At 45.5% G+C, this 26,151-nt stretch carries 13 protein-coding genes and 1 pseudogene; 2 read left to right on the top strand and 12 right to left on the bottom strand.

Features of this window, described 5'->3' with window-relative positions; all coding sequences use genetic code 11:
• Positions 1–89: 89 nt before the first annotated feature.
• Positions 90–293 carry a cytochrome b6f subunit PetP gene (gene petP / locus NLZ44_RS23890; protein WP_493751396.1) on the bottom strand — a complete coding sequence of 68 codons (204 nt, stop codon included), beginning with the start codon at positions 291–293 and terminating at the stop codon, positions 90–92.
• A gap of 129 nt (positions 294–422) precedes the next feature.
• Between petP and NLZ44_RS23885 the strand changes: the two genes are divergently transcribed.
• Positions 423–941: a phycobiliprotein lyase gene (locus NLZ44_RS23885; protein ID WP_493751395.1), complete on the top strand. Its 519-nt coding sequence runs from the start codon at positions 423–425 to the stop codon at positions 939–941.
• Positions 942–1,191: 250 nt separating this feature from the next.
• Here the strand turns inward: NLZ44_RS23885 and NLZ44_RS23880 are convergent, their stop codons facing one another.
• The 7 genes and pseudogenes from NLZ44_RS23880 to lpxD all read right to left on the bottom strand — a co-directional run bounded on the left by NLZ44_RS23880 (position 1,192) and on the right by lpxD (position 8,693).
• Entirely contained in the window at positions 1,192–1,668 is a 477-nt protein-coding gene (locus NLZ44_RS23880) for a hypothetical protein (protein WP_493751394.1), read from the bottom strand.
• Positions 1,669–1,672: 4 nt separating this feature from the next.
• Positions 1,673–3,925 (bottom strand): DUF3769 domain-containing protein, encoded by a 2,253-nt coding sequence (locus NLZ44_RS23875; RefSeq protein ID WP_493751393.1) that lies wholly within the window; start codon positions 3,923–3,925, stop codon positions 1,673–1,675.
• A gap of 236 nt (positions 3,926–4,161) precedes the next feature.
• Positions 4,162–4,833, bottom strand: coding sequence for a DUF3318 domain-containing protein (locus tag NLZ44_RS23870; protein WP_035759958.1), 672 nt, complete (start codon positions 4,831–4,833; stop codon positions 4,162–4,164).
• A 275-nt stretch (positions 4,834–5,108) separates the two neighbouring features.
• A pseudogene (locus NLZ44_RS23865) lies at positions 5,109–5,500 on the bottom strand (zinc ribbon domain-containing protein); the annotation flags it as partial.
• Between the two features lie 273 nt (positions 5,501–5,773).
• Complete coding sequence (locus tag NLZ44_RS23860; RefSeq protein ID WP_008055214.1) at positions 5,774–6,595, bottom strand: radical SAM protein; 822 nt, start codon at positions 6,593–6,595, stop codon at positions 5,774–5,776.
• Between the two features lie 69 nt (positions 6,596–6,664).
• On the bottom strand, positions 6,665–7,069 hold the full coding sequence (locus tag NLZ44_RS23855; protein WP_493751392.1) for an AbrB family transcriptional regulator: 405 nt from the start codon (positions 7,067–7,069) through the stop codon (positions 6,665–6,667).
• 574 nt (positions 7,070–7,643) lie between these two features.
• Positions 7,644–8,693: a UDP-3-O-(3-hydroxymyristoyl)glucosamine N-acyltransferase gene (gene lpxD, locus NLZ44_RS23850; RefSeq protein ID WP_493751391.1), complete on the bottom strand. Its 1,050-nt coding sequence runs from the start codon at positions 8,691–8,693 to the stop codon at positions 7,644–7,646.
• Positions 8,694–8,962: 269 nt separating this feature from the next.
• Here lpxD and NLZ44_RS23845 point away from each other — a divergent pair, with 269 nt between their 5' ends.
• Complete coding sequence (locus NLZ44_RS23845; protein ID WP_315645541.1) at positions 8,963–9,253, top strand: hypothetical protein; 291 nt, start codon at positions 8,963–8,965, stop codon at positions 9,251–9,253.
• A 12-nt stretch (positions 9,254–9,265) separates the two neighbouring features.
• Here the strand turns inward: NLZ44_RS23845 and NLZ44_RS23840 are convergent, their stop codons facing one another.
• From NLZ44_RS23840 to NLZ44_RS23825, 4 genes are all read right to left on the bottom strand, one after another.
• Positions 9,266–10,045 carry a TrmH family RNA methyltransferase gene (locus tag NLZ44_RS23840; RefSeq protein ID WP_006622200.1) on the bottom strand — a complete coding sequence of 260 codons (780 nt, stop codon included), beginning with the start codon at positions 10,043–10,045 and terminating at the stop codon, positions 9,266–9,268.
• 274 nt (positions 10,046–10,319) lie between these two features.
• Entirely contained in the window at positions 10,320–12,365 is a 2,046-nt protein-coding gene (locus NLZ44_RS23835; RefSeq protein ID WP_493751390.1) for a VgrG-related protein, read from the bottom strand.
• An 18-nt stretch (positions 12,366–12,383) separates the two neighbouring features.
• Entirely contained in the window at positions 12,384–13,226 is an 843-nt protein-coding gene (locus tag NLZ44_RS23830; protein WP_493751389.1) for a CIS tube protein, read from the bottom strand.
• A gap of 172 nt (positions 13,227–13,398) precedes the next feature.
• Positions 13,399–26,148, bottom strand: a complete 12,750-nt coding sequence (locus NLZ44_RS23825; protein ID WP_493751388.1) for a hypothetical protein — start codon at positions 26,146–26,148, stop codon at positions 13,399–13,401.
• Between the last annotated feature and the right edge of the window lie 3 nt (positions 26,149–26,151).

The raw sequence follows: 26,151 nt of genomic DNA, 5'->3' as shown, positions 1-26,151 counted from the left end.
CTAAGCCTTACGCGATCGCTCATGGATTAGTTATTTATCCTATCCCAGGAACCGCACCTGAGCCGCTGATCGCGGATAATGGATTGTCATTAAGCATTTTCTAGCTCATCTTCAAAAAACCAAGTCGATAGACTATTTTCAAATTGGACGACAAAACCAATACCACTGCCATCGACCATTTTAAAGCCTTTGACAGTTCCAAATGGATTTTGCTTGAGTTGATTAACGATATTTCCCGGTATGCGATCTCTAATGCGCCGGACTTTGACTCGTTGACCGATTTCGATTGCCACTTCCAGTGTTCTCCTTGGGTATTGAACCAATCCACAGTTTATCAGTTATCCGGTCCGCCTTTTTAGCAGTTGTGTTGAATAACCAAAGTGTTTAAGCTATTTGTTGGTTAATTGCAATGGACGAAAATCATGGATATTGTCGAATTTTTTGAGTTGAGTGCGGGAAAGTGGTTTTCTCAGCGGACTGTACACAATTTGACTTCCGGTAGCCTGGAGGCGGGTAAATCTAATTTGGTCATGGAAGCCCTTTCCCCTGATGATGCTATTGTTATAGACATCTGCTCCCATCATGGCGTTGACACGGCATTGGTAGCTAAGGGTTTAAAGTTGACTTGGGAAGGGACTATAGAATCAAATCCTGATCAGCAACGAGGTTCGGCGGTTTTGGTTCCCCTACTCGCCAGCGACAGTCCCCTACAAGGAAAACTTTTGCAGCAGGGGGGCGATCGCCAGACTCAATTAATGGGTCGTTATCTCATGGGTAAGGATGATGTTTTGACTTTATGGCTTGAGTCTGATCAGTTTAAAGCTGAGGAGAGGATCTGGTATTTGATTCCTAATCTACGCCTGCGAACCAGTATTGTTCATTATAGTAATGGATTGGCTTTGGCTTCTTTTTGCTCGGAAATTCGCATGGGTTTAAAGTAAAAAACATAACCCCTTTAATATTCCCTGGGTAATCAGCCCCTACATCATAATTGACAATTGACAATTGATAATTGATAATTACCCCAGCTAAATGGCTCCCCGTCGTAGAGACAAGCTACCACTTGTCTCTGCTTTGAAATACAGCCCTTTCAGTCATCATGGCTTACTTGTCTAAGTGCCTCTCCCCCCTGGGGAGAGGGCTTTAGGGTCAGGGTAATTTTTGAAGCGACTTCCGAACAAACTGTATCTATTATTCATCAGTTTGACTATTTTCGACAATGGCTTGCAATTTGGCACAAAAGTCTGAATAGTGGAGCGTCAGAGTCGGGGTTATCTCACTCACTGGGAGAGATTCAATAACTGGTTTTTCCGGGTCTGGTATTTCGTTTACAGGTGGATTTTCCTTACCTTTGATTTCTTGTATGGAATTTTCAACAATTTTATAATCCTTAAAAGCATGGGGTAATTTATTGCAAATTAAGCGCTCAAAGTCTGAATTAAAGTGATATATTGGCTGATTGCGGCGTTTCCACATTTCTAGTATTTGCTGAACTGAAATAGATTTATAACGCCCCAAATAGAGAGCTTCGATGACAGCAAGATGCAGCCAATTCACATCATATATTTCCGACCAATTTCTAATAATTTGACTTGAGGTTTTTCCCTCTAGATCAAAACTGTAATGATTAAGCAGGACTTCGGCTTGTTCTGCGGGTGATAGGCTCATACGGCTAATCATCAAAAGGGGGTGAATCCCCAGTCCAGTTAAAATCACTAATCCTAAGACTGAAACTTCCCAGTCTTTGTACAGGATTAATTCTGAGGATGACACCATGGGTGCGCCGACTGTATTCTAAGGTAAATTCATGATTTAAGGCTAAACCGCTATCTAAATTAATGGCTGATTCTACACCACCCCTTAACCCTCCATAAATTTGCTGAACTAATCCCAAAGTGAGGATTCTTTGATCTACCATGCGATCGAATAAAAAGGGAGATGCACCATCGATCGCCACTTGAGTATAGAATACACTGAAACCCGTATAGTCCAGATAGCTGCGGGAAAAATGCCCTAGCTGTCCTTGAATACCCACACTACTACTAAGATAGAATTGGGATTCATCCTCAGAATACAGACTAGCCACTCCTCTAGCAATTCCCACCAGACGCACAAACGGGATAACAGGTCTGGGAGTGTATCTGAGTCCCTCCGAAGCCGTAGCAGGGAGAGCCGAACCATTCCACAGGGGAATTGGATAGATCAGAGTACCAACAGTTTGAAAGCGTTGGCGACTGATGCGATCGTTTTCGCGTTCCGGGTCGAGAAGGTCAAAGCGATCGGTATTCGCTTCTATGGCTTGGTAGCCGGTTTGAAAATTAACATATCCTCCTGATGGTCCGATCAAGATATTAGGTACTGTCAGAACCGCGCCAAAACTACGGTGTACCGTTTGTGACCCCAGAGTTCCGTTAAATATCCGTTCCCGATAGCTATATTCCCCGGTGAGCGTGTAATCTTCTAATGATTGGCGAACCCTTAATCTCCCCCTGTAGGCGTTTTCCCCTAGTAGGGGGAAGTCTTCAAAGTTACTAATTTTCAACTGTCCCTCTATTGAAGTAGTGGGGGTAATGCGACCAGATAAGCGGGTGTTCAAGCCATAAAATCGAGGGTCAAGTGGCGATAAACCTTCGGAAATAGCCCGCTGTAGTAACACCTGGGGAGCCACTTTTAATTCTAACGGTCCTACTTCAATGGGGGTTAGGTTCCACTGGACGAAATAACCATCGAGGTCTCTCAGGTCATAGCCAAATTCTAGGGGACTCGGTTCCCTTTGGCGACGGTCAATAATAGTGCGATCGCGAAATAGCGGTATCGAGAAGCGTTGGTCGAACACTAGACGCGATCGACTTGTCAGCAGTTCATCTTGTAGGGGAGAGATCCGCCTTAATTGAGCATTATCCGCCCTCAGTTCCAATTCCGGAGGCGAAAAAGGGTCATTAGTAATGCGGATATTAGTAGCCTCCCATTCTCCGTTAGGTTGAATATCGATCCGTTCGGCTTCAAACCTTAAACGATTTACAGTCCCCCCAACTTGTGGGAAACCAACACCAGTTACCTGGATTTGAGTCTCTCCGGTGGTGGTAACTTCCGTCACCGGTTGCGCTTCCGTCAGGGTATCTGACAGAGACCCGGAAAAAATGGGCGCAGGGGTCAGGTTGGTTGGTTGTTCTATGTCAAAGTCAGAGGCGGTCGATTGGGTGACAACTACTCCTCTCGCTTCGTAGATGACTCCGGTACTACGCACAAAGTTATATTCCATCTGGCTCCCCTGAACCAGTTGTTCCCCCCTTTGTAGGGCGACATTTCCCCTGGCGGCGGTTTGACGGGTGCTAAGGTTGACTTGGGCTTGGTCTGCTTCGATCAGGGTTTCTCTAAATCTGATTCTGACATTCCCTCTAGCCGTGATGATTTGTCGCTGTTGGTCAAATTCCTGTTCGGCGGCTGTGACTTCTACTAAGTCTGTGGGGGGAATTACTGGTATCTCAATCTCCTCTGACGGGGTAGGTTCTGTTTGGGCTAGGTATAGGGGACGATGGGGATCGAAATGTGTAAATTTTTGGCTGCTATTAATCCCGTAACTCGATGAGGAGGCGATCGCATTTTGGGGAAATTCTAATTCCCTTTGTCCAGTGTTCGGAATTAGATACAATCCCGTGTTCCCGTAAATATCTGACCAGTTACGGGTAATCGGCTCACCCAAAAGGGCTGCTGATGATTCGCGCTTTATTTCCGAGCTTGGGCTTGATGGTAGAACGTAGGATGATGGTAGAACGTAGGAGATCGTTTGATTATGCTGTATATATCCTTTTGAACCAGACTCCGGTTGATTCCAGCTCTGATACGAGGGCGGTTGATTGGGGCTTGGGTTAACAAGGGTTTCGATAATCGCTGGTGGTTCAGGAGGCGGGACCGGATAGGGCATAGTTTACTGAAAAACTCGGTTCTAACATATTCGCATCATATCAAGTCCGCTTCACGCAGCTATCTACTTTCCCAGACGGATCTCTTCCGTCACCCCAAACGGCGGGTTTATCAATCTTCTCGCCCCCAGATAGTCGCCGCCGTCGAACCCACATAGCCGAGACAGAGGGCGGGTTTATCAATCTTCTCGCCCCCAGATAGGCTGAACATTGGAACCCGCCCCTACATGATCATCCATTATCCGTAAATGCTCTCGGAACTGGAGGATGAAGAATCTGGACTACTACCTTTCACCCTGGCTTTAGCTTTAGCCGCACTGCGCTTGAGAGCCTGTAAACGTGCTTCATAACGGGCTCTTTGTCGCTTTTTAGGTGTTTGTTCAATTAACGTCTTTAAGGCACTACCAAGGCTCTTGTAGGCGTTGGGGAGTGTATAACCAAAACGAGATGCGATCGCGATCGCCTTTTCATCAGCTTCGATCGCTTCGATAAGGGTTCGCTCCCCATTATTTTTCTGATACAAGCGATAGCCAGAAACTCCACACAGAGCCAGAGCCAGCAATAACAGCAGTCCATCCTGTACCCACAGTTCTCCCACCGCACCCCCTAAACCAATAGCCAGGGCTGCCATTTCCCAGCCATCTCTGGGGATAGTATCATTTTGAATGCGGGCGACTTCGTGCCAAAATAACAGGTTACGCTGGTCTAGGGCTAGTTGTTCCCAGCGAACTAAATCAATTTGAATCTCTACTTGATCTTTGCCAATTTCTTCTGAGCGAATCAATAGCGGGTTAACCTCAATGGTTTTCTCCACAGTTACCCAACTCTGTAATTCAGGGGGTAGCAAACTTTTCAGTCGCCGGAGTTCGCTCATTTCAGATTTGGCGGTCGAGGTTGCGTATGATGTCATGGTTCCCGCTCTATGCAGTTTATATCTATTCTGACACAGATACATTCAACCCAGAAAAATCCTGCCAAGGGCGGGAAGTTTCTGAGTATGGCACCATCTGAAGTGAAGTAATCACGCCAGATGATGTGTCACTCATTGAGCCTTTAACACTTAGGTTAAAAGCGCTATTGTTGAGTCCATTCTGGTGGCCTATTCAACTGCTGACTGCAATATAGCTATAGTCAGCTACTTGATAGTTCGGCAAACCACCTTTGGTTATGGCTTAACTGATACATTTACGCGACATTTTTCCGGTTGTTCCCGGACAATGCGACGATAGCACTATTACCCGTTAAGGTAACAGAGGCGGTATCCCGCAAAGCTTTTAGAAAGATTCCAAAAGCACCGTTCCAGTCCCGTGGTAGATTGAACCCGCACTCCGGACATCGGAACACTTTTGAGCCACCTAGCTGGGAATGGACATGACCACAGTGAGTACAGGTTTTGCTGGTGTATTCTTCGGTCACATCTACAACTGTTCAGTTATTTCCCCTTGATGTCTCAGGGTTAGTTTGAATCGATAATGCGCCCATTTCAGCATGGCGCGGGCAGTCTTAGACCTGATTAGACGCTTCACCTTGGCAACCATATTGGAAGTCTCGAAGGGGGGCAAAAAAATCAGGCTGTGTTATGGGATAGCCAGGGATGCGACCCAATTAACCAAGGGGTTGAAGTCCTCACCGGGTAGTCCCCACGCCCATTTCAGCTCGATTTCATACCCGAAGGTCTCGCACCATACTTGGTATTATACCGTATTGCCGTCAAATGTTAACCTAATTTGAGATTAAATCATGCTCCATAGACTACCATACTTAGAAAAATATTTCCCGAAATATCTAGTTCGGAACCAGTGAATCCCCCTCTAATCAACAACACCCGCCAATTAGCGACAATTCTCAACTTAAACTGTGGCAGGAATTGGCGCTGTTCTGACCATAATACCTGTTTTTTGCTCAATTTCTTGGGCGAAGTGGTGCAGAATTTCGGGAACTACGCAACGCAGCGCGCGCACTTGATAAGGACGATTGGCGCTTGATGTATGGTTTTCACGACCATCGAGTTGTCGTTGTACTGGTTTAGGACGGGTAGGGGTGTTTAATTGGATTTCCCTAGGTGCAACAGCAGTTATTAAGCTAATATACTCTCTTCTGGTAGACTCGTCCCAAGGAGAAAGCAGCATGGTTTGAATCCCTATTTCTCCCTGATAGTGCTGGCGAAATTCCAGTAGTCCGGCGATAATGTGGTCGAAGTCTATACCGGGGACAGGTCGGTTCACCCGTCTGAGTTGGTCTGATGATACCCCATCTAGTTTGATAGATACTTTATCTGCGATCGCCAAATCCGATCGCACCTGGGGGTCATTTAAGGTAGTACCATTAGTCAGAACTAGAGTAGGGCGCGCGGTCAAGGTCTTAATTCCTGTTAAAATTTCTCCCAAATTCGCGGCCAATGTCGGTTCACCACTACCGCTGAGGGTAATCACATCTACCGACCAGGGGGCAAAATTTTCTAGGCTGGTCAAAATCTCGGCGCATGGTACATAAATCATGCGATCGCTCGTTTTCTGTTCAATTTCCCCAAGCTGACAGTAAACGCAGTTAAATGAACAGGTAGAAACCACCCCAATTGGGTCAATTCCTAGCGATCGTCCATAACGCCAGGAGGACACCGGACCATAGACCGGGGTGAATGATGGGTGTAATGCAATTGTCGAATCAATCATCAGAAATTTCCCCCAAAACGGGTATCAGCAAGAGTCCCACTAACCATCAGGTGGGAACTCTCTTGATTACTATTCTTCCTCTGATTCAGCCCAACTGGTTACTTTACCGTTTTCTTGGACTTGAATCAGATGGATGTGTTTATATCCTAGTTTAATCTCAAACTCATCACCTGCTCCCAATCCCATTTCCTTAGTATAAGTCGAGCCGATCACAATTTGACCATTTTTGTGAACACTGACCGTATAGGTAGCATCCCGACCCCTACCGTCTTTGGGAGTCTCTGAATTAAAGGGAATTCCCCGCGCTTCCAGTAAAGCATCATAAAAATCCGTGAGATTCACCCTAACTTGACCATCTTTTATGGTGTAATACCCGCACAGTCTGGCGGTTTCTCGCCGGGGAATATCTGAAAGTTCTTTGACTTTTTGAAGCAAATCCTTTCCGACTAACGGAGTTGTTGCTGCTTGTGACATTGGCAAAATACCTTTTCTAACTGGGCAGTATTAATAAACTTACTCTGTAGCATTCCTTAATTATCTATGAACCAGTAAACCTTCTCAAGTTGAGTCAACCATTTCCTTGGTCCGGTAATGGTAACATGAGCGGGATTTTTTAGTGATTCAGAGTTAAGTAAGGATAGCTGATGCAGTTTTTACCCGCATCAAACACCATAATATCTTTAAAACAATCATTTTGACAAATACAGTTATAGTATCGGTATCTGTGAGCCTTGCCTGGGGTAATATATCTCATTTTATATGGTTTTTAATAAATAAAACCTCAATTTAAGGCTGCTTTATATCAATTATAGTCTTCATGACAATTGAACAATCCTCTATAATTATCGCGACATTCAAGTTCTAAAAAAGCCTGTTACAGTGTCCAAGTTCTAAAAAAGCCTGTTACAGTGTCCAAGTTCTAAAAAAGCCTGTTACAAATTAGCAGATACGCCCTAGGGAGATGAGGGAGGGGAAACAGTATAGCAGCCCGATCTAACTATACTGAACTTCCCACCATGAGGGTAATTATGGTATGAAACCCCCTATTTTATTGATGCAAGCCGAGGTGACGCTGAATGTGTTTGAGGGTTTGATAAATTTCGGGGAGTCGTTTACGAATGGCGGAATTTTTCAGATAAAGTTTATTGTCAATGGCTGGGGAGTCTGAGACAATAGCGCCTGGTTTAACATCGCTGTGAATACCAGCTTGGGCGGTAGCGATCGCACCATTACCAATTTTAGCTTGATTAGCAATTCCCACCTGACCGGCGAGAATAACGCGATCGCCAACAGTGACACCACCAGCTAACCCGACTTGGGCGGCGAAAGCACAACCAGAACCAATCTTACAGCCATGACCAATATGGACTAAATTATCTAATTTGGTCTGGCTCCCGATACGAGTTTCTCCGACGGCTGGACGGTCTATGGTGCTGTTACAACCCACACTCACGCCATTTTCAAGTACCGTAATTCCTGATTGTTCCATTTTTAGCCAACCGTCTGGGGTGGGGACAAAGCCAAAACCTTCAGCGCCAATGACTGCGCCACTATGAATAGTGCAATCTGCGCCAATCTCAGTACGTTCGTGGATAGTACAGTTAGCATGGAGTATTGTGCGATCGCCAATTTGAACTTGGGGATAAATGACGACATTGGGATGAATACAGACATCATCGCCGATTTTCGCCCCAGACCGAATCACTACATGGGGACCAATATGCACACGGGAACCGAGTTTAACATCAGGTGCAATGGTTGCTGTGGGGTGAATTTCCGACCTAGGATGATAGGGTTGATAAAATAAGGCGATCGCCCTCGCAAATAGTAAACGTGGGGATTCTGTGGACATCCAAGCTAGTCCTTTTGCGATCGCTTGAGCTTGTAAAGCCTCATCAACAGGCAAAATCACCGCATCAGCTTTCGTGGTAGCCAAATAATGGGCAAACTTTTGTCCTTCGATATAACTGAGAGTACCAGCCTGAGCCTCATCAATGGCTGCTACACCATGAATAACGGGATCTGTGCGATCGCTCAATTCGAGACTGTGGCTAACTACTCCATCTTTTAATTGCTGTAGGAGATCACTAAATTTCATCGCTCATCAAAGTTATAGTAACCTTTAGAGAATAGCCAATCTGTGTGCGTCACGGGACATTCCGGGGCTGGTTTTCCCCAAAGCTAACCGACTTCAAGCCCGACGACAGGAGAAACCGATAGCTTTTGGGTTGTTGTTGATGTCATGACGCTAGGTTATCGCCATGAGTCAGTTTTGCGGTATAGTATGGGGATGCTGTGCTATGGCACAGTTTGGAATGGCAGGGGTAGGCTGCTAAAACCTATCTCCACCCCTAATAGGAGTTGATCATGACGGATAAACACCAGCGCGATATGCGTCGTCATGCTGCCGAAGAGTTCGTTAAATCCTTTCAACAGGAGTTACTTGAGGCATTCCAACAAGAAAATGAGTCATCGGAGGAAGCCCCCTCTCTCGATCATTCCCCCGTGGAACCCCGGAGAGATAATTACCCTTCGAGTCCTATTAGTCTGTCGGAACTTGAGGAGGCTATTTCGGACATTGAGCAGTTTTTGGAAAGCCGACAGGAACACCCTTCTAGTTCAGAGACTCTCCGGGAAACAAAATCAGAGGAAGATTAACTGGAAGGCGGGTTAAGTGTCCAGTCGTTGACGCTGCGCTTCATATAATATCAAGGCTGCACAAATAGCCACATTCAGAGATTCAACATTCCCCAACAGAGGGACCCTAATATGATAGTCAGCGAGGCTGTTTAAATCTGGGGATAAGCCAGAACCCTCATTTCCCAAGACGATCGCTGTAGGTTGGCGCAAGTCAATTTCCCAGTAGCTTAGGGAAGCGTCGGCGCGGGTGGCTACAACTTGTATACCCTGTTTCTGACTATTGCTTAGTTGGGTGATCAGGTCGGAATGGACGGCTATGGGAACCTCAAACCAAGCACCAGCAGAGGCGCGGAGGACTTTGGGATGGGTTGGGTCAACGCTATCACTACTTAACCATAATCCCTCAACTCCGGCCGCTGTGGCTGTACGGATCATGGTTCCTAGGTTGCCAGGATCTTGCACGGTTTCTAGGACTAGGCCTAAACTGGTGATGGGAACTGGGGTTTGGTCTTGGCGGCGGGCGATCGCTACTACTCCGTCAGGGTTGACTGTGGTGGTCATGGCGACTATCAGGCGATCGCTCACCTGTTCAGTGCGATCTGCCGTTTTTGCTGCCAATTCCCACAGTTCCGGGTGACGTTCCTGCCATTGGGGGGTACAGCAAAGGGTGATGATCTCCCAATTCACAGCACAAGCGGCCTCTATTAGGTGGGTTCCTTCTAGGATGAATAGTCCCTCCTCTCGTCTGGCTTTGGCTGTATGTAACTGGCGAATTTGCTTAACTAAGGGGTTTTGGGGGCTGGTTAGCATTTAACTTGACGTGGGGGCGCAAATTGGATTTGGGCATCGTCTCATTTACTCAGACAAACTTTGGGCTGGTTTGATGTTTTCTTCTGCCTTGATGGTCTCCCCTTTTCGGAAACTGAAAAACCACTTTGATCTGATCGGATATTGGCAAAAAAATATGTTTTTGAATACTCAATTATTGGGTTTATGCCGACAAAATACCAGGAAATCGCCTACTCTGTCAAGCTCTTTCCAGCGATGCGGTTCCCTGGTTAATAGGCGATCGCTCATTGCTATATCAAAACCTCATATTCCTAGCCTGTGCTTGCGCCTCCTGTACTTGTCGTCTGAGTTCGTCTGTAGCTAGGTTTTGCTGTTGGTCTAGCTGGTTTTGTTGGTTGAGGAAGTTCTGGAAGTTCTGCTGCTGTTGCTGAAGTTGGTTGTTGAGGGCGGCGGTGGTTTGGTTTTGGCTGCGGTCACGCGCCTCTTGGGTTCTAACATAATCCTGAAACTGCTGTTGTTGCTGTTGTTGCTGCGCCGCCAAATTAGCGATCGCATCCGCCACATTCATCCCCCCCGTCCCGCCGACCATTAAAGCCGCGGCCGTTACAGCTCCGGTCACGTTGACGTTAGCAGTTTGAATGTCAATTTTGCGGGTACGATCATCAATGCGGATGCGCTGATGGCCAGATGTCACTATCTCTATACTGCGATCGCTATCATTAAACCTAATTTGATGACCGCCACTGGTTTGAATATACACCCCATCCTGGCTAGTCAGACTTAGATCCTCCTCCACAAACTGGATTTTATGGCCGCTGGGAGTAGTGAAACTTCGCAGCCGCACTTTCCCCCGACTAGAAATAGTCTCCTCAACCGGGTCTGGGGGACTATCCTTGCCGTTCCATACCCCACCAATGCAGTATGGACGGTGGATATCTCCATGTTCAAAAGCCACTAGCACCTCATCATTAATTTCTGGGAGACAGTAAAAGCCTCGGTTTGGTCCAGCACCAATACCCACAACCCTAGCCCAGGCGCTGGCGTGGGCGCTCCCGTCCCCTTCTGGGGTCAGCGTCGGAAATTTCACTCGCACACGCCCAAGACCCTCTGGGTCATAGTTATGAGTAACAATACCCACTAGATGGGTTTGCCCCGGTTTCAAACCTATTTTGGGGGAAAGAGTTGTCAAAATTGAACCGCCCCGTAACCCCCTCACACTAAATTCCGTGCTGTATCTCCCTTCTTGATACAGGTGGCGGGTTTCGGTAATGTAATATCTACCGCTATAACGCCCCATTCCAGTTAATTCCACCACTTTCCCTACCCGAATATTCGGGTTTCCCGGAGCATGGGAGTCGGCTTGCACAAATTCTCCCTCGAGTTCGTTATAGAGGGCTTGAGCCATCAAGTCCGCCGCTTTGGGACTGGAAACAGGCTGATCTACAACAATCATTTTCGGCGGCGGGAAGTTGCTGCCAAAAAGTCCCGTGGTTAAGGGAGTGCCACCTGATGACCTCCCTTGAAACTGACTCGACCACCCCTCCTGGGAATTACCCTCGATTTGAGTGATTTTTTCCGAGCGATCGGCTACCGAGACAATCGGCTGTTTTCTAGTATAATCCCAGCTTCGCACTTCCACTGAGTCAACCTGTTCCGCACTGGTGACTCGGACTCGAAAACTTTCAAAGTCTGTTAGCCATTTCAGTCTCAAAATATCCCCTCCCTGGGGGCGACGGAAAAATAGTTTCCCATCTTGAACAAATAATTCAAATCCAATTCTAGCCGCTCTGTCCCGCAGGAATTCCATATTGGTCTGGTTTTCCTGAAAAACGTAGGCTTGTTTTTCTCCGCTCGGATCGATTCTCCCTTGCTCAATTCCGACTTCTCTCGCGATTTTGACAACTATATCACTATCGGTATAGTCCTGGAAAGAACGGTTATAACGCCCTCGGTGCAGACGATGGGAAATGTCATAACCCCGAACTATAATCGGTGCTTGGGTGTCGCTGGTAAAGTGGGTTTCAATCGCGGTAATTTCGCCTTCGATAATGTAGTCTTTTTGTTCTTGGTTGAATTCTGGCGACTCCGTTGTGCTACCTTGAAAACCAATCTTGACTTTTTTGCCAATTTGTAGCAGGGGATCGTGTTGCCATGTTTGGCTTTCGTCATCTACCGGAACGTAGGGATTATTGATAGCCAGTGTGAACATCCCCGGTAGGTGCAAACTCTCTTCTACCGAAATTTGCAGCAAATCATTCATTAAAGCCGACAGGGATGATTGGTCGGCTCCTTCAATTTGCAACAGAGGACTGGAAACATACAGACTGCGATCGCTTGCCATGGCTACAATGATATGTTATTATTTACTGATAATTTTACGACGCTCACTAAAACTGCGATCGGCAACCCCCAGATCCACTTCTTTCAGCTTAATCGTCACTCGGGCGCGTACTGGTGTACCATCTGGTTTAAACATCGTCAATTTATAATCTAAACTTTCCACCATACAACGCATATAATTTTTATCCCCCCAAATTAAGTAGTAAACCGGGGGTCGTCGCAGCTCTAGGGCTTGTGTTTCAATATCTCCCCCACCATATTCAGCCACCTCCATGGCATTCGCATTCACCCCTAACAAGTTACTAGACAGGCTAGATACAGCCGATTGAATTACAGTATTAGTAACACTAGCTTTGACCAATCTTTCACTGTAGCCGCCTTCTTTACTAAATGGATCTTTAAAAGAACTGAAGTCTACAGTATCCAGAATAGGCTGGATTTTATTCAATACATTTTCACCGGTTTCATAGGTATCAAACACCAGATCAGTTAACGTCAATTGGTAGGGTTCTACAAAACCAAAGTTCACCTTCGGTAAACCTCTACTTGTCCGCGCTCCCTTGATATCTTCAATCGAAACAGACCTACTTAACTGCAAGTCTGTAGGGTTAAACTGGAACCTGATAATTTTAGCGCCTTCTCCACTTCTAGGAATCAGAGCAGCTTTGACCAATTGACCACTTTTGAACCCAGATCTTTGATAAAGAGAACTGGCGTCAGACTCTTTCCTTGTCTCTAAGGCTAAATACTGCTGATCTCGAATTTTGTCATATATAGCTGCTCCTTTAAGCAAGACAATATCGGCTGTACTTGTAGCGACATCCTTAGCCAAATTATCTTTCCATGAATTCTCTTTTGTCATAATTCACCCCTTTTCTAATTCCACAATACCCAAGATGGCTTATCATCAGTCCTTATGCCTGTAATTATTCATATTTTCTTAAATTACATATTTTATTATACCACTATTCTTGATTGATTAAATAAAGATTTAACTTTTCTTTATATTTCAATAAATCCTTAAATATGTTGAATTACCACGGAAAACGTCCAGAAGACCTATGGGAACCATAACGTTCTCGTTCCACTTGAAATCGCTCACAAATAAAGCCATATATTTCTCTAGCTAGTGCTTCGAGATGTTCAGATGTGACGACTTCTTGTTGTTGGGCTTCGGGTTTTTCCTGTTCATTGTAAGTCCTGTTGTCTTGGGCTTTAATGTTTTCATCTAATTCATAAATATCTTGCTTGTTTAATGATTCAATTTTATGAGACCTTTGTGATGATATATTTTCCTTTAATTTTGCTCTATTATGAATAGTTTTCTGCATCATTTCTTTGACAGGAGATGGCTTATTGTAAAAATCAGAAGACAAAAGATTACCATTAGGGCTCACCTGAACATGATCTGGAATATATTGATTTTTAGGGACTCCCAAATTTTTGGGATGTGATTGGTTTAATCCTAAATTATCTGTATTTTTCATCAATTCTTGAGTATTATACGAAGATTCTGGAACCAAGCTGCGCGGTTGAAAATCAAAATTATGTTCATTATTATTCATTAATTTTTGCTGAAGCAAAAGTTTATTTTTATTATATTTTTTCTGGTAATTTTTTGTTATAAATCCTGGCTTATTTATATTTTTAATCGACCTTTGGATCTCAGGAAATGTTCCATTGGAAAGCATATCTTTAACCGTTGTATTGCTACCATACAAACCTGAGTATATATCTGCTTCACGTTGAAAATATGATGAATCAGTATCAGATATACCATCCGTTATATCTCCCGAATTTGAAGTTTCTTGGAGTCTCTGAATTGGAGATGAATCAGTCGCAGATATCCCTTCATTAATATCTTCTGCTGAATCCGAGGTTTCCGAGAGTCGTTGAATGGAAGGGGAATCATTAGAGGCGATCGCATTATTAACATCTCCCGAATCCGAGGTTTCCGAGACTCGTTGAATGGAAGGGGAGTCATCAGAAGCGTTAGCATTATTAACATCTCCCGAATCCGAGGTTTCCGAGACTCGTTGAATGGAAGGGGAGTCATCAGAAGCGATCGCATTACTTATATCTTCTGCTGAATCCGAGGTTTCCGAGACTCGTTGAATTGAGGAGTCATGAAAAGCGATCGCATTATTGACATCTCCCGAATCCGAGGTTTCCGAGAGTCGTTGAATTGAGGAGTCATGAGAAGCGATCGCATTTACATCCACCGAATCGGAAGTTTCCGAGAGTCTCTGAATTGGAGATGAATCGGAAGTTTCCGAAAGTCGTTGAATGGAAGGGGAATCATTAGAGGCGATCGCATTACTTATATCTTCTGCTGAATCCGAGGTTTCCGAGACTCGTTGAATTGAGGAGTCATGAAAAGCGATCGCATTATTGACATCTCCCGAATCGGAAGTTTCTGGGAGTCTTTGAATGGAAGGGGAGTCATGAGAAGCGATCGCATTATTGACATCTCCCGAATCGGAAGTTTCTGGGAGTCTCTGAATTGGAGATGAATCGGAGGTTTCCGAGAGTCGTTGAATGGAAGGGGAATCATTAGAGGCGATCGCATTTACATCCACCGAATCCGAGGTGTCCGAGAGTCTCTGAATTGGAGATGAATCAGTCGCAGATATCCCTTCATTAATATCTTCTGCTGAATCCGAGGTTTCCGAGACTCGTTGAATGGAAGGGGAATCATCAGAAGCGTTAGCATTATTGACATCTCCCGAATCCGAGGTTTCCGAGACTCGTTGAATTGAGGAGTCATGAGAAGCGTTAGCATTATTGACATCTCCCGAATCCGAGGTTTCCGAGAGTCGTTGAATTGAGGAGTCATGAGAAGCGTTAGCATTATTGACATCTCCCGAATCCGAGGTTTCCGAGAGTCGTTGAATGGAAGGGGAGTCATGAAAAGCGATCGCATTTACATCCACCGAATCGGAGGCTTCCGAGAGTCTCTGAATTGGAGATGAATCGGAGGTTTCTGGGAGTCTCTGAATTGGGGAATCATGAAAAGCGATCGCATTTACATCCACCGAATCCGAGGTTTCCGAGAGTCGTTGAATGGAAGGGGAATCATTAGAAGCGTTAGCATTTACATCCACCGAATCCGAGGTTTCCGAGAGTCGTTGAATTGAGGAGTCATGAGAAGCGATCGCATTACTTATATCTTCCACCGAATCGGAAGTTTCTGGGAGTCTCTGAATTGAGGAGTCATGAAAAGCGATCGCATTTACATCCACCGAATCGGAAGTTTCCGAGAGTCTCTGAATTGGAGATGAATCGGAAGTTTCCGAAAGTCGTTGAATGGAAGGGGAATCATTAGAGGCGATCGCATTATTGACATCTCCCGAATCCGAGGTTTCCGAGACTCGTTGAATTGAGGAGTCATGAGAAGCGATCACATTATTGACATCTCCCGAATCCGAGGTTTCCGAGAGTCGTTGAATTGAGGAGTCATGAGAAGCGATCACATTATTGACATCTCCCGAATCCGAGGTTTCCGAGACTCGTTGAATTGAGGAGTCATGAAAAGCGATCGCATTATTAACATCTCCCGAATCCGAGGTTTCCGAGACTCGTTGAATGGAAGGGGAGTCATCAGAAGCGATCGCATTACTTATATCTTCCACCGAATCCGAAGTTTCCGGGAGTCTCTGAATTGAGGAGTCATGAAAAGCGATCGCATTATTAACATCTCCCGAATCCGAGGTTTCCGAGACTCGTTGAATGGAAGGGGAGTCATCAGAAGCGATCGCATTATTAACATCTCCCGAATCCGAGGTTTCCGAGAGTCTCTGAATTGGAGATGAATCGGAAGTTTCTGGGAGTCGTTGAATGGAAGGGGAGTCATGAGAAGCGATCGCATTATTTACATCCACCGAATCGGAAGTTTCCGAGAGTCTCTGAATTGGAGATGAATCGGAAGTTTCCGAAAGTCGTTGAATGGAAGGGGAATCATTAGAGGCGATCGCATTATTGACATCTCCCGAATCGGAAGTTTCTGGGAGTCTCTGAATTGAGGAGTCATGAAAAGCGATCGCATTATTTACATCCACCGAATCGGAAGTTTCCGAGAGTCTCTGAATTGGAGATGAATCGGAAGTTTCCGAAAGTCGTTGAATGGAAGGGGAATCATTAGAGGCGATCGCATTATTGACATCTCCCGAATCGGAAGTTTCTGGGAGTCTCTGAATTGAGGAGTCATGAAAAGCGATCGCATTTACATCCACCGAATCGGAAGTTTCCGAGAGTCTCTGAATTGGAGATGAATCGGAAGTTTCCGAAAGTCGTTGAATGGAAGGGGAATCATTAGAGGCGATCGCATTTACATCCACCGAATCGGAGGCTTCCGAGAGTCTCTGAATTGGAGATGAATCGGAGGTTTCTGGGAGTCTCTGAATTGGGGAATCATGAAAAGCGATCGCATTTACATCCACCGAATCGGAGGCTTCCGAGAGTCTCTGAATTGGAGATGAATCGGAGGTTTCTGGGAGTCTCTGAATTGGGGAATCATGAAAAGCGATCGCATTATTGACATCTCCCGAATCCGAGGTTTCCGAGACTCGTTGAATTGAGGAGTCATGAGAAGCGATCACATTATTGACATCTCCCGAATCCGAGGTTTCCGAGACTCGTTGAATTGAGGAGTCATGAAAAGCGATCGCATTACTTATATCTTCCACCGAATCCGAGGTTTCCGAGACTCGTTGAATGGAAGGGGAAACATCAGAGGCGATCGCATTACTTATATCTTCTGCTGAATCCGAGGTTTCCGAGACTCGTTGAATGGAAGGGGAAACATCAGAGGCGATCGCATTACTTATATCTTCTGCTGAATCCGAGGTTTCCGAGACTCGTTGAATTGAGGAGTCATGAAAAGCGATCGCATTATTTACATCCACCGAATCGGAAGTTTCTGGGAGTCTCTGAATTGGAGATGAATCGGAAGTTTCCGAAAGTCGTTGAATGGAAGGGGAATCATTAGAGGCGATCGCATTTACATCCACCGAATCGGAGGCTTCCGAGAGTCTCTGAATTGGAGATGAATCGGAGGTTTCTGGGAGTCTCTGAATTGAGGAGTCATGAAAAGCGATCGTATTATTAACATCCACCGAATCGGAAGTTTCTGGGAGTCTCTGAATTGTGGAATCATCAGAAGCGTTAGCATCATTTACATCCACCGAATCCGAGGTGTCCGAGAGTCTCTGAATTGGAGATGAATCAGTCGCAGATATCCCTTCATTAATATCTTCTGCTGAATCCGAGGTTTCCGAGACTCGTTGAATTGAGGAGTCATGAAAAGCGATCGTATTATTAACATCCACCGAATCGGAAGTTTCTGGGAGTCTCTGAATTGTGGAATCATCAGAAGCGTTAGCATCATTTACATCCACCGAATCCGAGGTGTCCGAGAGTCTCTGAATTGGAGATGAATCAGTCGCAGATATCCCTTCATTAATATCTTCTGCTGAATCCGAGGTTTCCGAGACTCGTTGAATTGAGGAGTCATGAAAAGCGATCGCATTATTGACATCCACCGAATCGGAAGTTTCCGAGACTCGTTGAATTGAGGAGTCATGAAAAGCGATCGCATTTACATCCACCGAATCCGAGGTTTCCGAGAGTCGTTGAATTGAGGAGTCATGAAAAGCGATCGCATTATTAACATCTCCCGAATCCGAGGTTTCCGAGACTCGTTGAATGGAAGGGGAGTCATCAGAAGCGATCGCATTACTTATATCTTCCACCGAATCCGAAGTTTCCGGGAGTCTCTGAATTGAGGAGTCATGAAAAGCGATCGCATTACTTATATCTTCCACCGAATCCGAGGTTTCCGAGACTCGTTGAATGGAAGGGGAAACATCAGAGGCGATCGCATTACTTATATCTTCTGCTGAATCCGAGGTTTCCGAGACTCGTTGAATTGAGGAGTCATGAAAAGCGATCGCATTATTAACATCTCCCGAATCCGAGGTTTCCGAGACTCGTTGAATGGAAGGGGAGTCATCAGAAGCGATCGCATTACTTATATCTTCCACCGAATCCGAAGTTTCCGGGAGTCTCTGAATTGAGGAGTCATGAAAAGCGATCGCATTATTAACATCTCCCGAATCCGAGGTTTCCGAGACTCGTTGAATGGAAGGGGAGTCATCAGAAGCGATCGCATTACTTATATCTTCCACCGAATCCGAAGTTTCCGGGAGTCTCTGAATTGAGGAGTCATGAAAAGCGATCGCATTATTAACATCTCCCGAATCCGAGGTTTCCGAGACTCGTTGAATGGAAGGGGAGTCATCAGAAGCGATCGCATTACTTATATCTTCCACCGAATCCGAAGTTTCCGGGAGTCTCTGAATTGAGGAGTCATGAAAAGCGATCGCATTTACATCCACCGAATCGGAAGTTTCCGAGAGTCTCTGAATTGGAGATGAATCGGAAGTTTCCGAAAGTCGTTGAATTGAGGAGTCATGAAAAGCGATCGCATTATTTACATCCACCGAATCCGAGGTTTCCGAGAGTCGTTGAATTGTGGAATCATCAGAGGCGATCGCATTATTGACATCCACCGAATCGGAAGTTTCTGGGAGTCTTTGAATGGAAGGGGAGTCATGAGAAGCGATCGCATTACTTATATCTTCCACCGAATCGGAAGTTTCTGGGAGTCTCTGAATTGAGGAGTCATGAAAAGCGATCGCATTATTGACATCTCCCGAATCCGAGGTTTCCGAGAGTCGTTGAATGGAAGGGGAGTCATGAAAAGCGATCGCATTTACATCCACCGAATCGGAAGTTTCTGGGAGTCTCTGAATTGAGGAGTCATGAAAAGCGATCGCATTATTTACATCCACCGAATCGGAAGTTTCCGAGAGTCTCTGAATTGGAGATGAATCGGAAGTTTCCGAAAGTCGTTGAATGGAAGGGGAATCATTAGAGGCGATCGCATTTACATCCACCGAATCGGAGGCTTCCGAGAGTCTCTGAATTGGAGATGAATCGGAGGTTTCTGGGAGTCTCTGAATTGGGGAATCATGAAAAGCGATCGCATTTACATCCACCGAATCGGAGGCTTCCGAGAGTCTCTGAATTGGAGATGAATCGGAAGTTTCTGGGAGTCTCTGAATTGAGGAGTCATGAAAAGCGATCGCATTTACATCCACCGAATCGGAAGTTTCCGAGAGTCTCTGAATTGGAGATGAATCGGAAGTTTCCGAAAGTCGTTGAATGGAAGGGGAATCATTAGAGGCGATCGCATTTACATCCACCGAATCGGAGGCTTCCGAGAGTCTCTGAATTGGAGATGAATCGGAGGTTTCTGGGAGTCTCTGAATTGGGGAATCATGAAAAGCGATCGCATTTACATCCACCGAATCGGAGGCTTCCGAGAGTCTCTGAATTGGAGATGAATCGGAGGTTTCTGGGAGTCTCTGAATTGGGGAATCATGAAAAGCGATCGCATTTACATCCACCGAATCGGAAGTTTCCGAGAGTCTCTGAATTGGAGATGAATCCGAGGTTTCCGAGAGTCGTTGAATTGAGGAGTCATGAGAAGCGATCGCATTTACATCCACCGAATCCGAGGTTTCCGAGAGTCGTTGAATTGAGGAGTCATGAAAAGCGTTAGCATTTACATCTCCCGAATCGGAAGTTTCCGGGAGTCTCTGAATTGGAGATGAATCGGAAGTTTCCGAAAGTCGTTGAATGGAAGGGGAATCATTAGAGGCGATCGCATTTACATCCACCGAATCGGAGGCTTCCGAGAGTCTCTGAATTGGAGATGAATCGGAGGTTTCTGGGAGTCTCTGAATTGGGGAATCATGAAAAGCGATCGCATTTACATCCACCGAATCGGAGGCTTCCGAGAGTCTCTGAATTGGAGATGAATCGGAGGTTTCTGGGAGTCTCTGAATTGGGGAATCATGAGAAGCGATCGCATTTACATCCACCGAATCGGAGGCTTCCGAGAGTCTCTGAATTGGAGATGAATCGGAGGTTTCTGGGAGTCTCTGAATTGGGGAATCATGAGAAGCGATCGCATTTACATCCACCGAATCCGAGGTTTCCGAGAGTCGTTGAATTGAGGAGTCATGAAAAGCGTTAGCATTTACATCTCCCGAATCGGAAGTTTCCGGGAGTCTCTGAATTGGAGATGAATCGGAAGTTTCCGAAAGTCGTTGAATGGAAGGGGAATCATTAGAGGCGATCGCATTTACATCCACCGAATCGGAGGCTTCCGAGAGTCTCTGAATTGGAGATGAATCGGAGGTTTCTGGGAGTCTCTGAATTGGGGAATCATGAAAAGCGATCGCATTTACATCCACCGAATCGGAAGTTTCTGGGAGTCTCTGAATTGAGGAGTCATGAAAAGCGTTAGCATTATTGACATCTCCCGAATCCGAGGTTTCCGAGACTCGTTGAATTGAGGAGTCATGAAAAGCGATCGCATTACTTATATCTTCCACCGAATCCGAGGTTTCCGAGACTCGTTGAATGGAAGGGGAAACATCAGAGGCGATCGCATTACTTATATCTTCTGCTGAATCCGAGGTTTCCGAGACTCGTTGAATGGAAGGGGAAACATCAGAGGCGATCGCATTTACATCCACCGAATCGGAAGTTTCCGAGAGTCTCTGAATTGGAGATGAATCAGTCGCAGATATCCCTTCATTAATATCTTCTGCTGAATCCGAGGTTTCCGAGACTCGTTGAATTGAGGAGTCATGAAAAGCGATCGTATTTACATCCACCGAATACGAGGTTTCCGAGACTCGTTGAATTGTGGAATCATCAGAGGCGATCGCATTATTGACATCTCCCGAATCCGAGGTTTCCGAGACTCGTTGAATTGAGGAGTCATGAAAAGCGATCGCATTATTGACATCTCCCGAATCCGAGGTTTCCGAGAGTCGTTGAATTGAGGAGTCATGAGAAGCGATCGCATTATTGACATCTCCCGAATCCGAGGTTTCCGAGAGTCGTTGAATGGAAGGGGAGTCATGAAAAGCGATCGCATTATTGACATCTCCCGAATCCGAGGTTTCCGAGAGTCGTTGAATTGAGGAGTCATGAAAAGCGATCGCATTTACATCCACCGAATCGGAAGTTTCCGAGAGTCTCTGAATTGGAGATGAATCAGTCGCAGATATCCCTTCATTAATATCTTCTGCTGAATCCGAGGTTTCCGAGACTCGTTGAATTGAGGAGTCATGAAAAGCGATCGCATTTACATCCACCGAATCGGAGGCTTCCGAGAGTCTCTGAATTGGAGATGAATCGGAGGTTTCCGAGAGTCGTTGAATGGAAGGGGAATCATTAGAGGCGATCGCATTATTGACATCTCCCGAATCCGAGGTTTCCGAGAGTCGTTGAATTGAGGAGTCATGAAAAGCGATCGCATTATTGACATCTCCCGAATCCGAGGTTTCCGAGACTCGTTGAATGGAAGGGGAGTCATCAGAAGCGATCGCATTATTAACATCTCCCGAATCCGAGGTTTCCGAGACTCGTTGAATGGAAGGGGAGTCATCAGAAGCGATCGCATTATTGACATCTCCCGAATCCGAGGTTTCCGAGAGTCGTTGAATTGAGGAGTCATGAAAAGCGATCGCATTTACATCCACCGAATCGGAAGTTTCCGAGAGTCTCTGAATTGGAGATGAATCAGTCGCAGATATCCCTTCATTAATATCTTCTGCTGAATCCGAGGTTTCCGAGACTCGTTGAATTGAGGAGTCATGAAAAGCGATCGCATTATTGACATCTCCCGAATCCGAGGTTTCCGAGACTCGTTGAATGGAAGGGGAGTCATCAGAAGCGATCGCATTATTAACATCTCCCGAATCCGAGGTTTCCGAGACTCGTTGAATGGAAGGGGAGTCATCAGAAGCGATCGCATTATTAACATCTCCCGAATCCGAGGTTTCCGAGACTCGTTGAATGGAAGGGGAGTCATCAGAAGCGATCGCATTACTTATATCTTCTGCTGAATCCGAGGTTTCCGAGACTCGTTGAATTGAGGAGTCATGAAAAGCGATCGCATTATTGACATCTCCCGAATCCGAGGTGTCCGAGAGTCTCTGAATTGGAGATGAATCAGTCGCAGATATCCCTTCATTAATATCTTCTGCTGAATCCGAGGTTTCCGAGACTCGTTGAATTGAGGAGTCATGAAAAGCGATCGCATTATTGACATCCACCGAATCCGAGGTTTCCAAGACTCGTTGAATGGAAGGGGAGTCATGAGAAGCGATCGCATTATTAACATCTCCCGAATCCGAGGTTTCCAAGACTCGTTGAATGGAAGGGGAGTCATGAGAAGCGATCGCATTATTAACATCTCCCGAATCCGAGGTTTCCGAGAGTCGTTGAATTGAGGAGTCATGAGAAGCGTTAGCATTATTAACATCTCCCGAATCCGAGGTTTCCGAGACTCGTTGAATGGAAGGGGAGTCATCAGAAGCGATCGCATTATTAACATCTCCCGAATCCGAGGTTTCCGAGAGTCGTTGAATTGAGGAGTCATGAAAAGCGTTAGCATTTACATCCACCGAATCGGAAGTTTCCGAGAGTCTCTGAATTGGAGATGAATCGGAAGTTTCCGAAAGTCGTTGAATGGAAGGGGAAACATCAGAGGCGATCGCATTACTTATATCTTCTGCTGAATCCGAGGTTTCCGAGACTCGTTGAATTGAGGAGTCATGAAAAGCGATCGCATTATTAACATCTCCCGAATCCGAGGTTTCCGAGACTCGTTGAATTGAGGAGTCATGAAAAGCGATCGCATTATTAACATCTCCCGAATCCGAGGTTTCCGAGACTCGTTGAATTGAGGAGTCATGAGAAGCGTTAGCATTATTAACATCTCCCGAATCCGAGGTTTCCGAGAGTCGTTGAATTGAGGAGTCATGAGAAGCGTTAGCATTATTGACATCTCCCGAATCCGAGGTTTCCGAGAGTCGTTGAATTGAGGAGTCATGAGAAGCGATCGCATTTACATCCACCGAATCCGAGGTGTCCGAGAGTCTCTGAATTGGAGATGAATCAGTCGCAGATATCCCTTCATTAATATCTTCTGCTGAATCCGAGGTTTCCGAGACTCGTTGAATGGAAGGGGAATCATCAGAAGCGTTAGCATTATTGACATCTCCCGAATCCGAGGTTTCCGAGAGTCGTTGAATGGAAGGGGAGTCATGAGAAGCGATCGCATTATTGACATCTCCCGAATCGGAAGTTTCTGGGAGTCTTTGAATGGAAGGGGAGTCATGAGAAGCGATCGCATTTACATCCACCGAATCGGAAGTTTCCGAGAGTCTCTGAATTGGAGATGAATCGGAAGTTTCCGAAAGTCGTTGAATGGAAGGGGAATCATTAGAGGCGATCGCATTATTGACATCTCCCGAATCCGAGGTTTCCGAGACTCGTTGAATTGAGGAGTCATGAAAAGCGTTAGCATTTACATCCACCGAATCGGAAGTTTCCGAGAGTCTCTGAATTGGAGATGAATCGGAAGTTTCCGAAAGTCGTTGAATGGAAGGGGAAACATCAGAGGCGATCGCATTATTGACATCTCCCGAATCCGAGGTTTCCGAGAGTCGTTGAATTGAGGAGTCATGAGAAGCGATCGCATTATTGACATCTCCCGAATCCGAGGTTTCCGAGAGTCGTTGAATGGAAGGGGAGTCATGAAAAGCGATCGCATTTACATCCACCGAATCGGAAGTTTCTGGGAGTCTCTGAATAGGAGATGAATCGGAAGTTTCCGAGAGTCGTTGAATGGAAGGGGAATCATTAGAGGCGATCGCATTATTAACATCTCCCGAATCCGAGGTTTCCGAGACTCGTTGAATGGAAGGGGAGTCATCAGAAGCGATCGCATTATTAACATCTCCCGAATCCGAGGTTTCCGAGAGTCGTTGAATTGAGGAGTCATGAGAAGCGTTAGCATTATTAACATCTCCCGAATCCGAGGTTTCCGAGAGTCGTTGAATTGAGGAGTCATGAAAAGCGTTAGCATTTACATCCACCGAATCGGAAGTTTCCGAGAGTCTCTGAATTGGAGATGAATCGGAAGTTTCCGAAAGTCGTTGAATGGAAGGGGAAACATCAGAGGCGATCGCATTATTGACATCTCCCGAATCCGAGGTTTCCGAGAGTCGTTGAATTGAGGAGTCATGAGAAGCGATCGCATTATTGACATCTCCCGAATCCGAGGTTTCCGAGAGTCGTTGAATGGAAGGGGAGTCATGAAAAGCGATCGCATTTACATCCACCGAATCGGAAGTTTCTGGGAGTCTCTGAATAGGAGATGAATCGGAAGTTTCCGAGAGTCGTTGAATGGAAGGGGAATCATTAGAGGCGATCGCATTATTAACATCTCCCGAATCCGAGGTTTCCGAGACTCGTTGAATGGAAGGGGAGTCATCAGAAGCGATCGCATTATTAACATCTCCCGAATCCGAGGTTTCCGAGAGTCGTTGAATTGAGGAGTCATGAGAAGCGTTAGCATTATTAACATCTCCCGAATCCGAGGTTTCCGAGAGTCGTTGAATTGAGGAGTCATGAGAAGCGATCGCATTTACATCCACCGAATCGGAAGTTTCCGAGAGTCTCTGAATTGGAGATGAATCGGAAGTTTCCGAAAGTCGTTGAATGGAAGGGGAGTCATGAGAAGCGATCGCATTTACATCCACCGAATCCGAGGTTTCCGAGAGTCGTTGAATTGAGGAGTCATGAAAAGCGTTAGCATTATTGACATCTCCCGAATCCGAGGTTTCCGAGAGTCGTTGAATGGAAGGGGAGTCATGAGAAGCGATCGCATTTACATCCACCGAATCGGAAGTTTCTGGGAGTCTCTGAATTGAGGAGTCATGAAAAGCGATCGCATTTACATCCACCGAATCGGAAGTTTCTGGGAGTCTCTGAATAGGAGATGAATCGGAAGTTTCCGAGAGTCGTTGAATGGAAGGGGAATCATTAGAGGCGATCGCATTTACATCCACCGAATCGGAAGTTTCTGGGAGTCTCTGAATTGAGGAGTCATGAAAAGCGTTAGCATTATTGACATCTCCCGAATCCGAGGTTTCCGAGACTCGTTGAATGGAAGGGGAGTCATGAGAAGCGATCGCATTATTGATATCCACCGAATCGGAAGTTTCTGGGAGTCGCTGAATTGGGGATATGTCGGAAATAGGTTCAGAATTTGAAGATTTGTATTGTCTTTGTATGGACTCAGGATGAGGGGATTTCGATCCTTCTGTGATTTTGGGGTATTTGGGAGGATAAAATTTGTTTGATTTTGGAGATATATTATCGCCTAATATGCTTCTAAATATGGTTGACTTTGATGGTGGTGATTTTTGATGATTAACTTTTTTTTGGTCTTGATTAAGATTGTCTAATTCCTCATATGGTGAATCTAATTCCCGGCTAATTTCAGGTGCTTCTGATGTAAAAATAGGAGATGTTTCTGTAGATTGCGGAATCGATGTTGTCTCTGCATTTGGGGTAAAATCGACAGAATTAAGTGGCTTTTCTTGGATAATATTTTGATTACCAAAGTTAGGCTTTGACTCTAAGAAAAAAGGACTATCCCACTCATCAAAACTTTGTAATTGTACTCCTTCACCCGCAAATAAAGATAAATCTAAAACTGATATGGAACGCGCACCGAGAGGTTGTAAAAATTTTTGACCTAATGGCGTAGGAGACATCAAAGGATTTTTTACCCCTAAATGTGGTTGTGAAGGGGTATCTTTGGATGTCACTTGATCGGGGTTTTTAGACATATA

This window comes from Arthrospira sp. PCC 9901, assembly GCF_059013425.1.
Note: the sequence above shows the minus strand (reverse complement) of the source record. Positions and strands in the feature narration are given on the sequence as shown.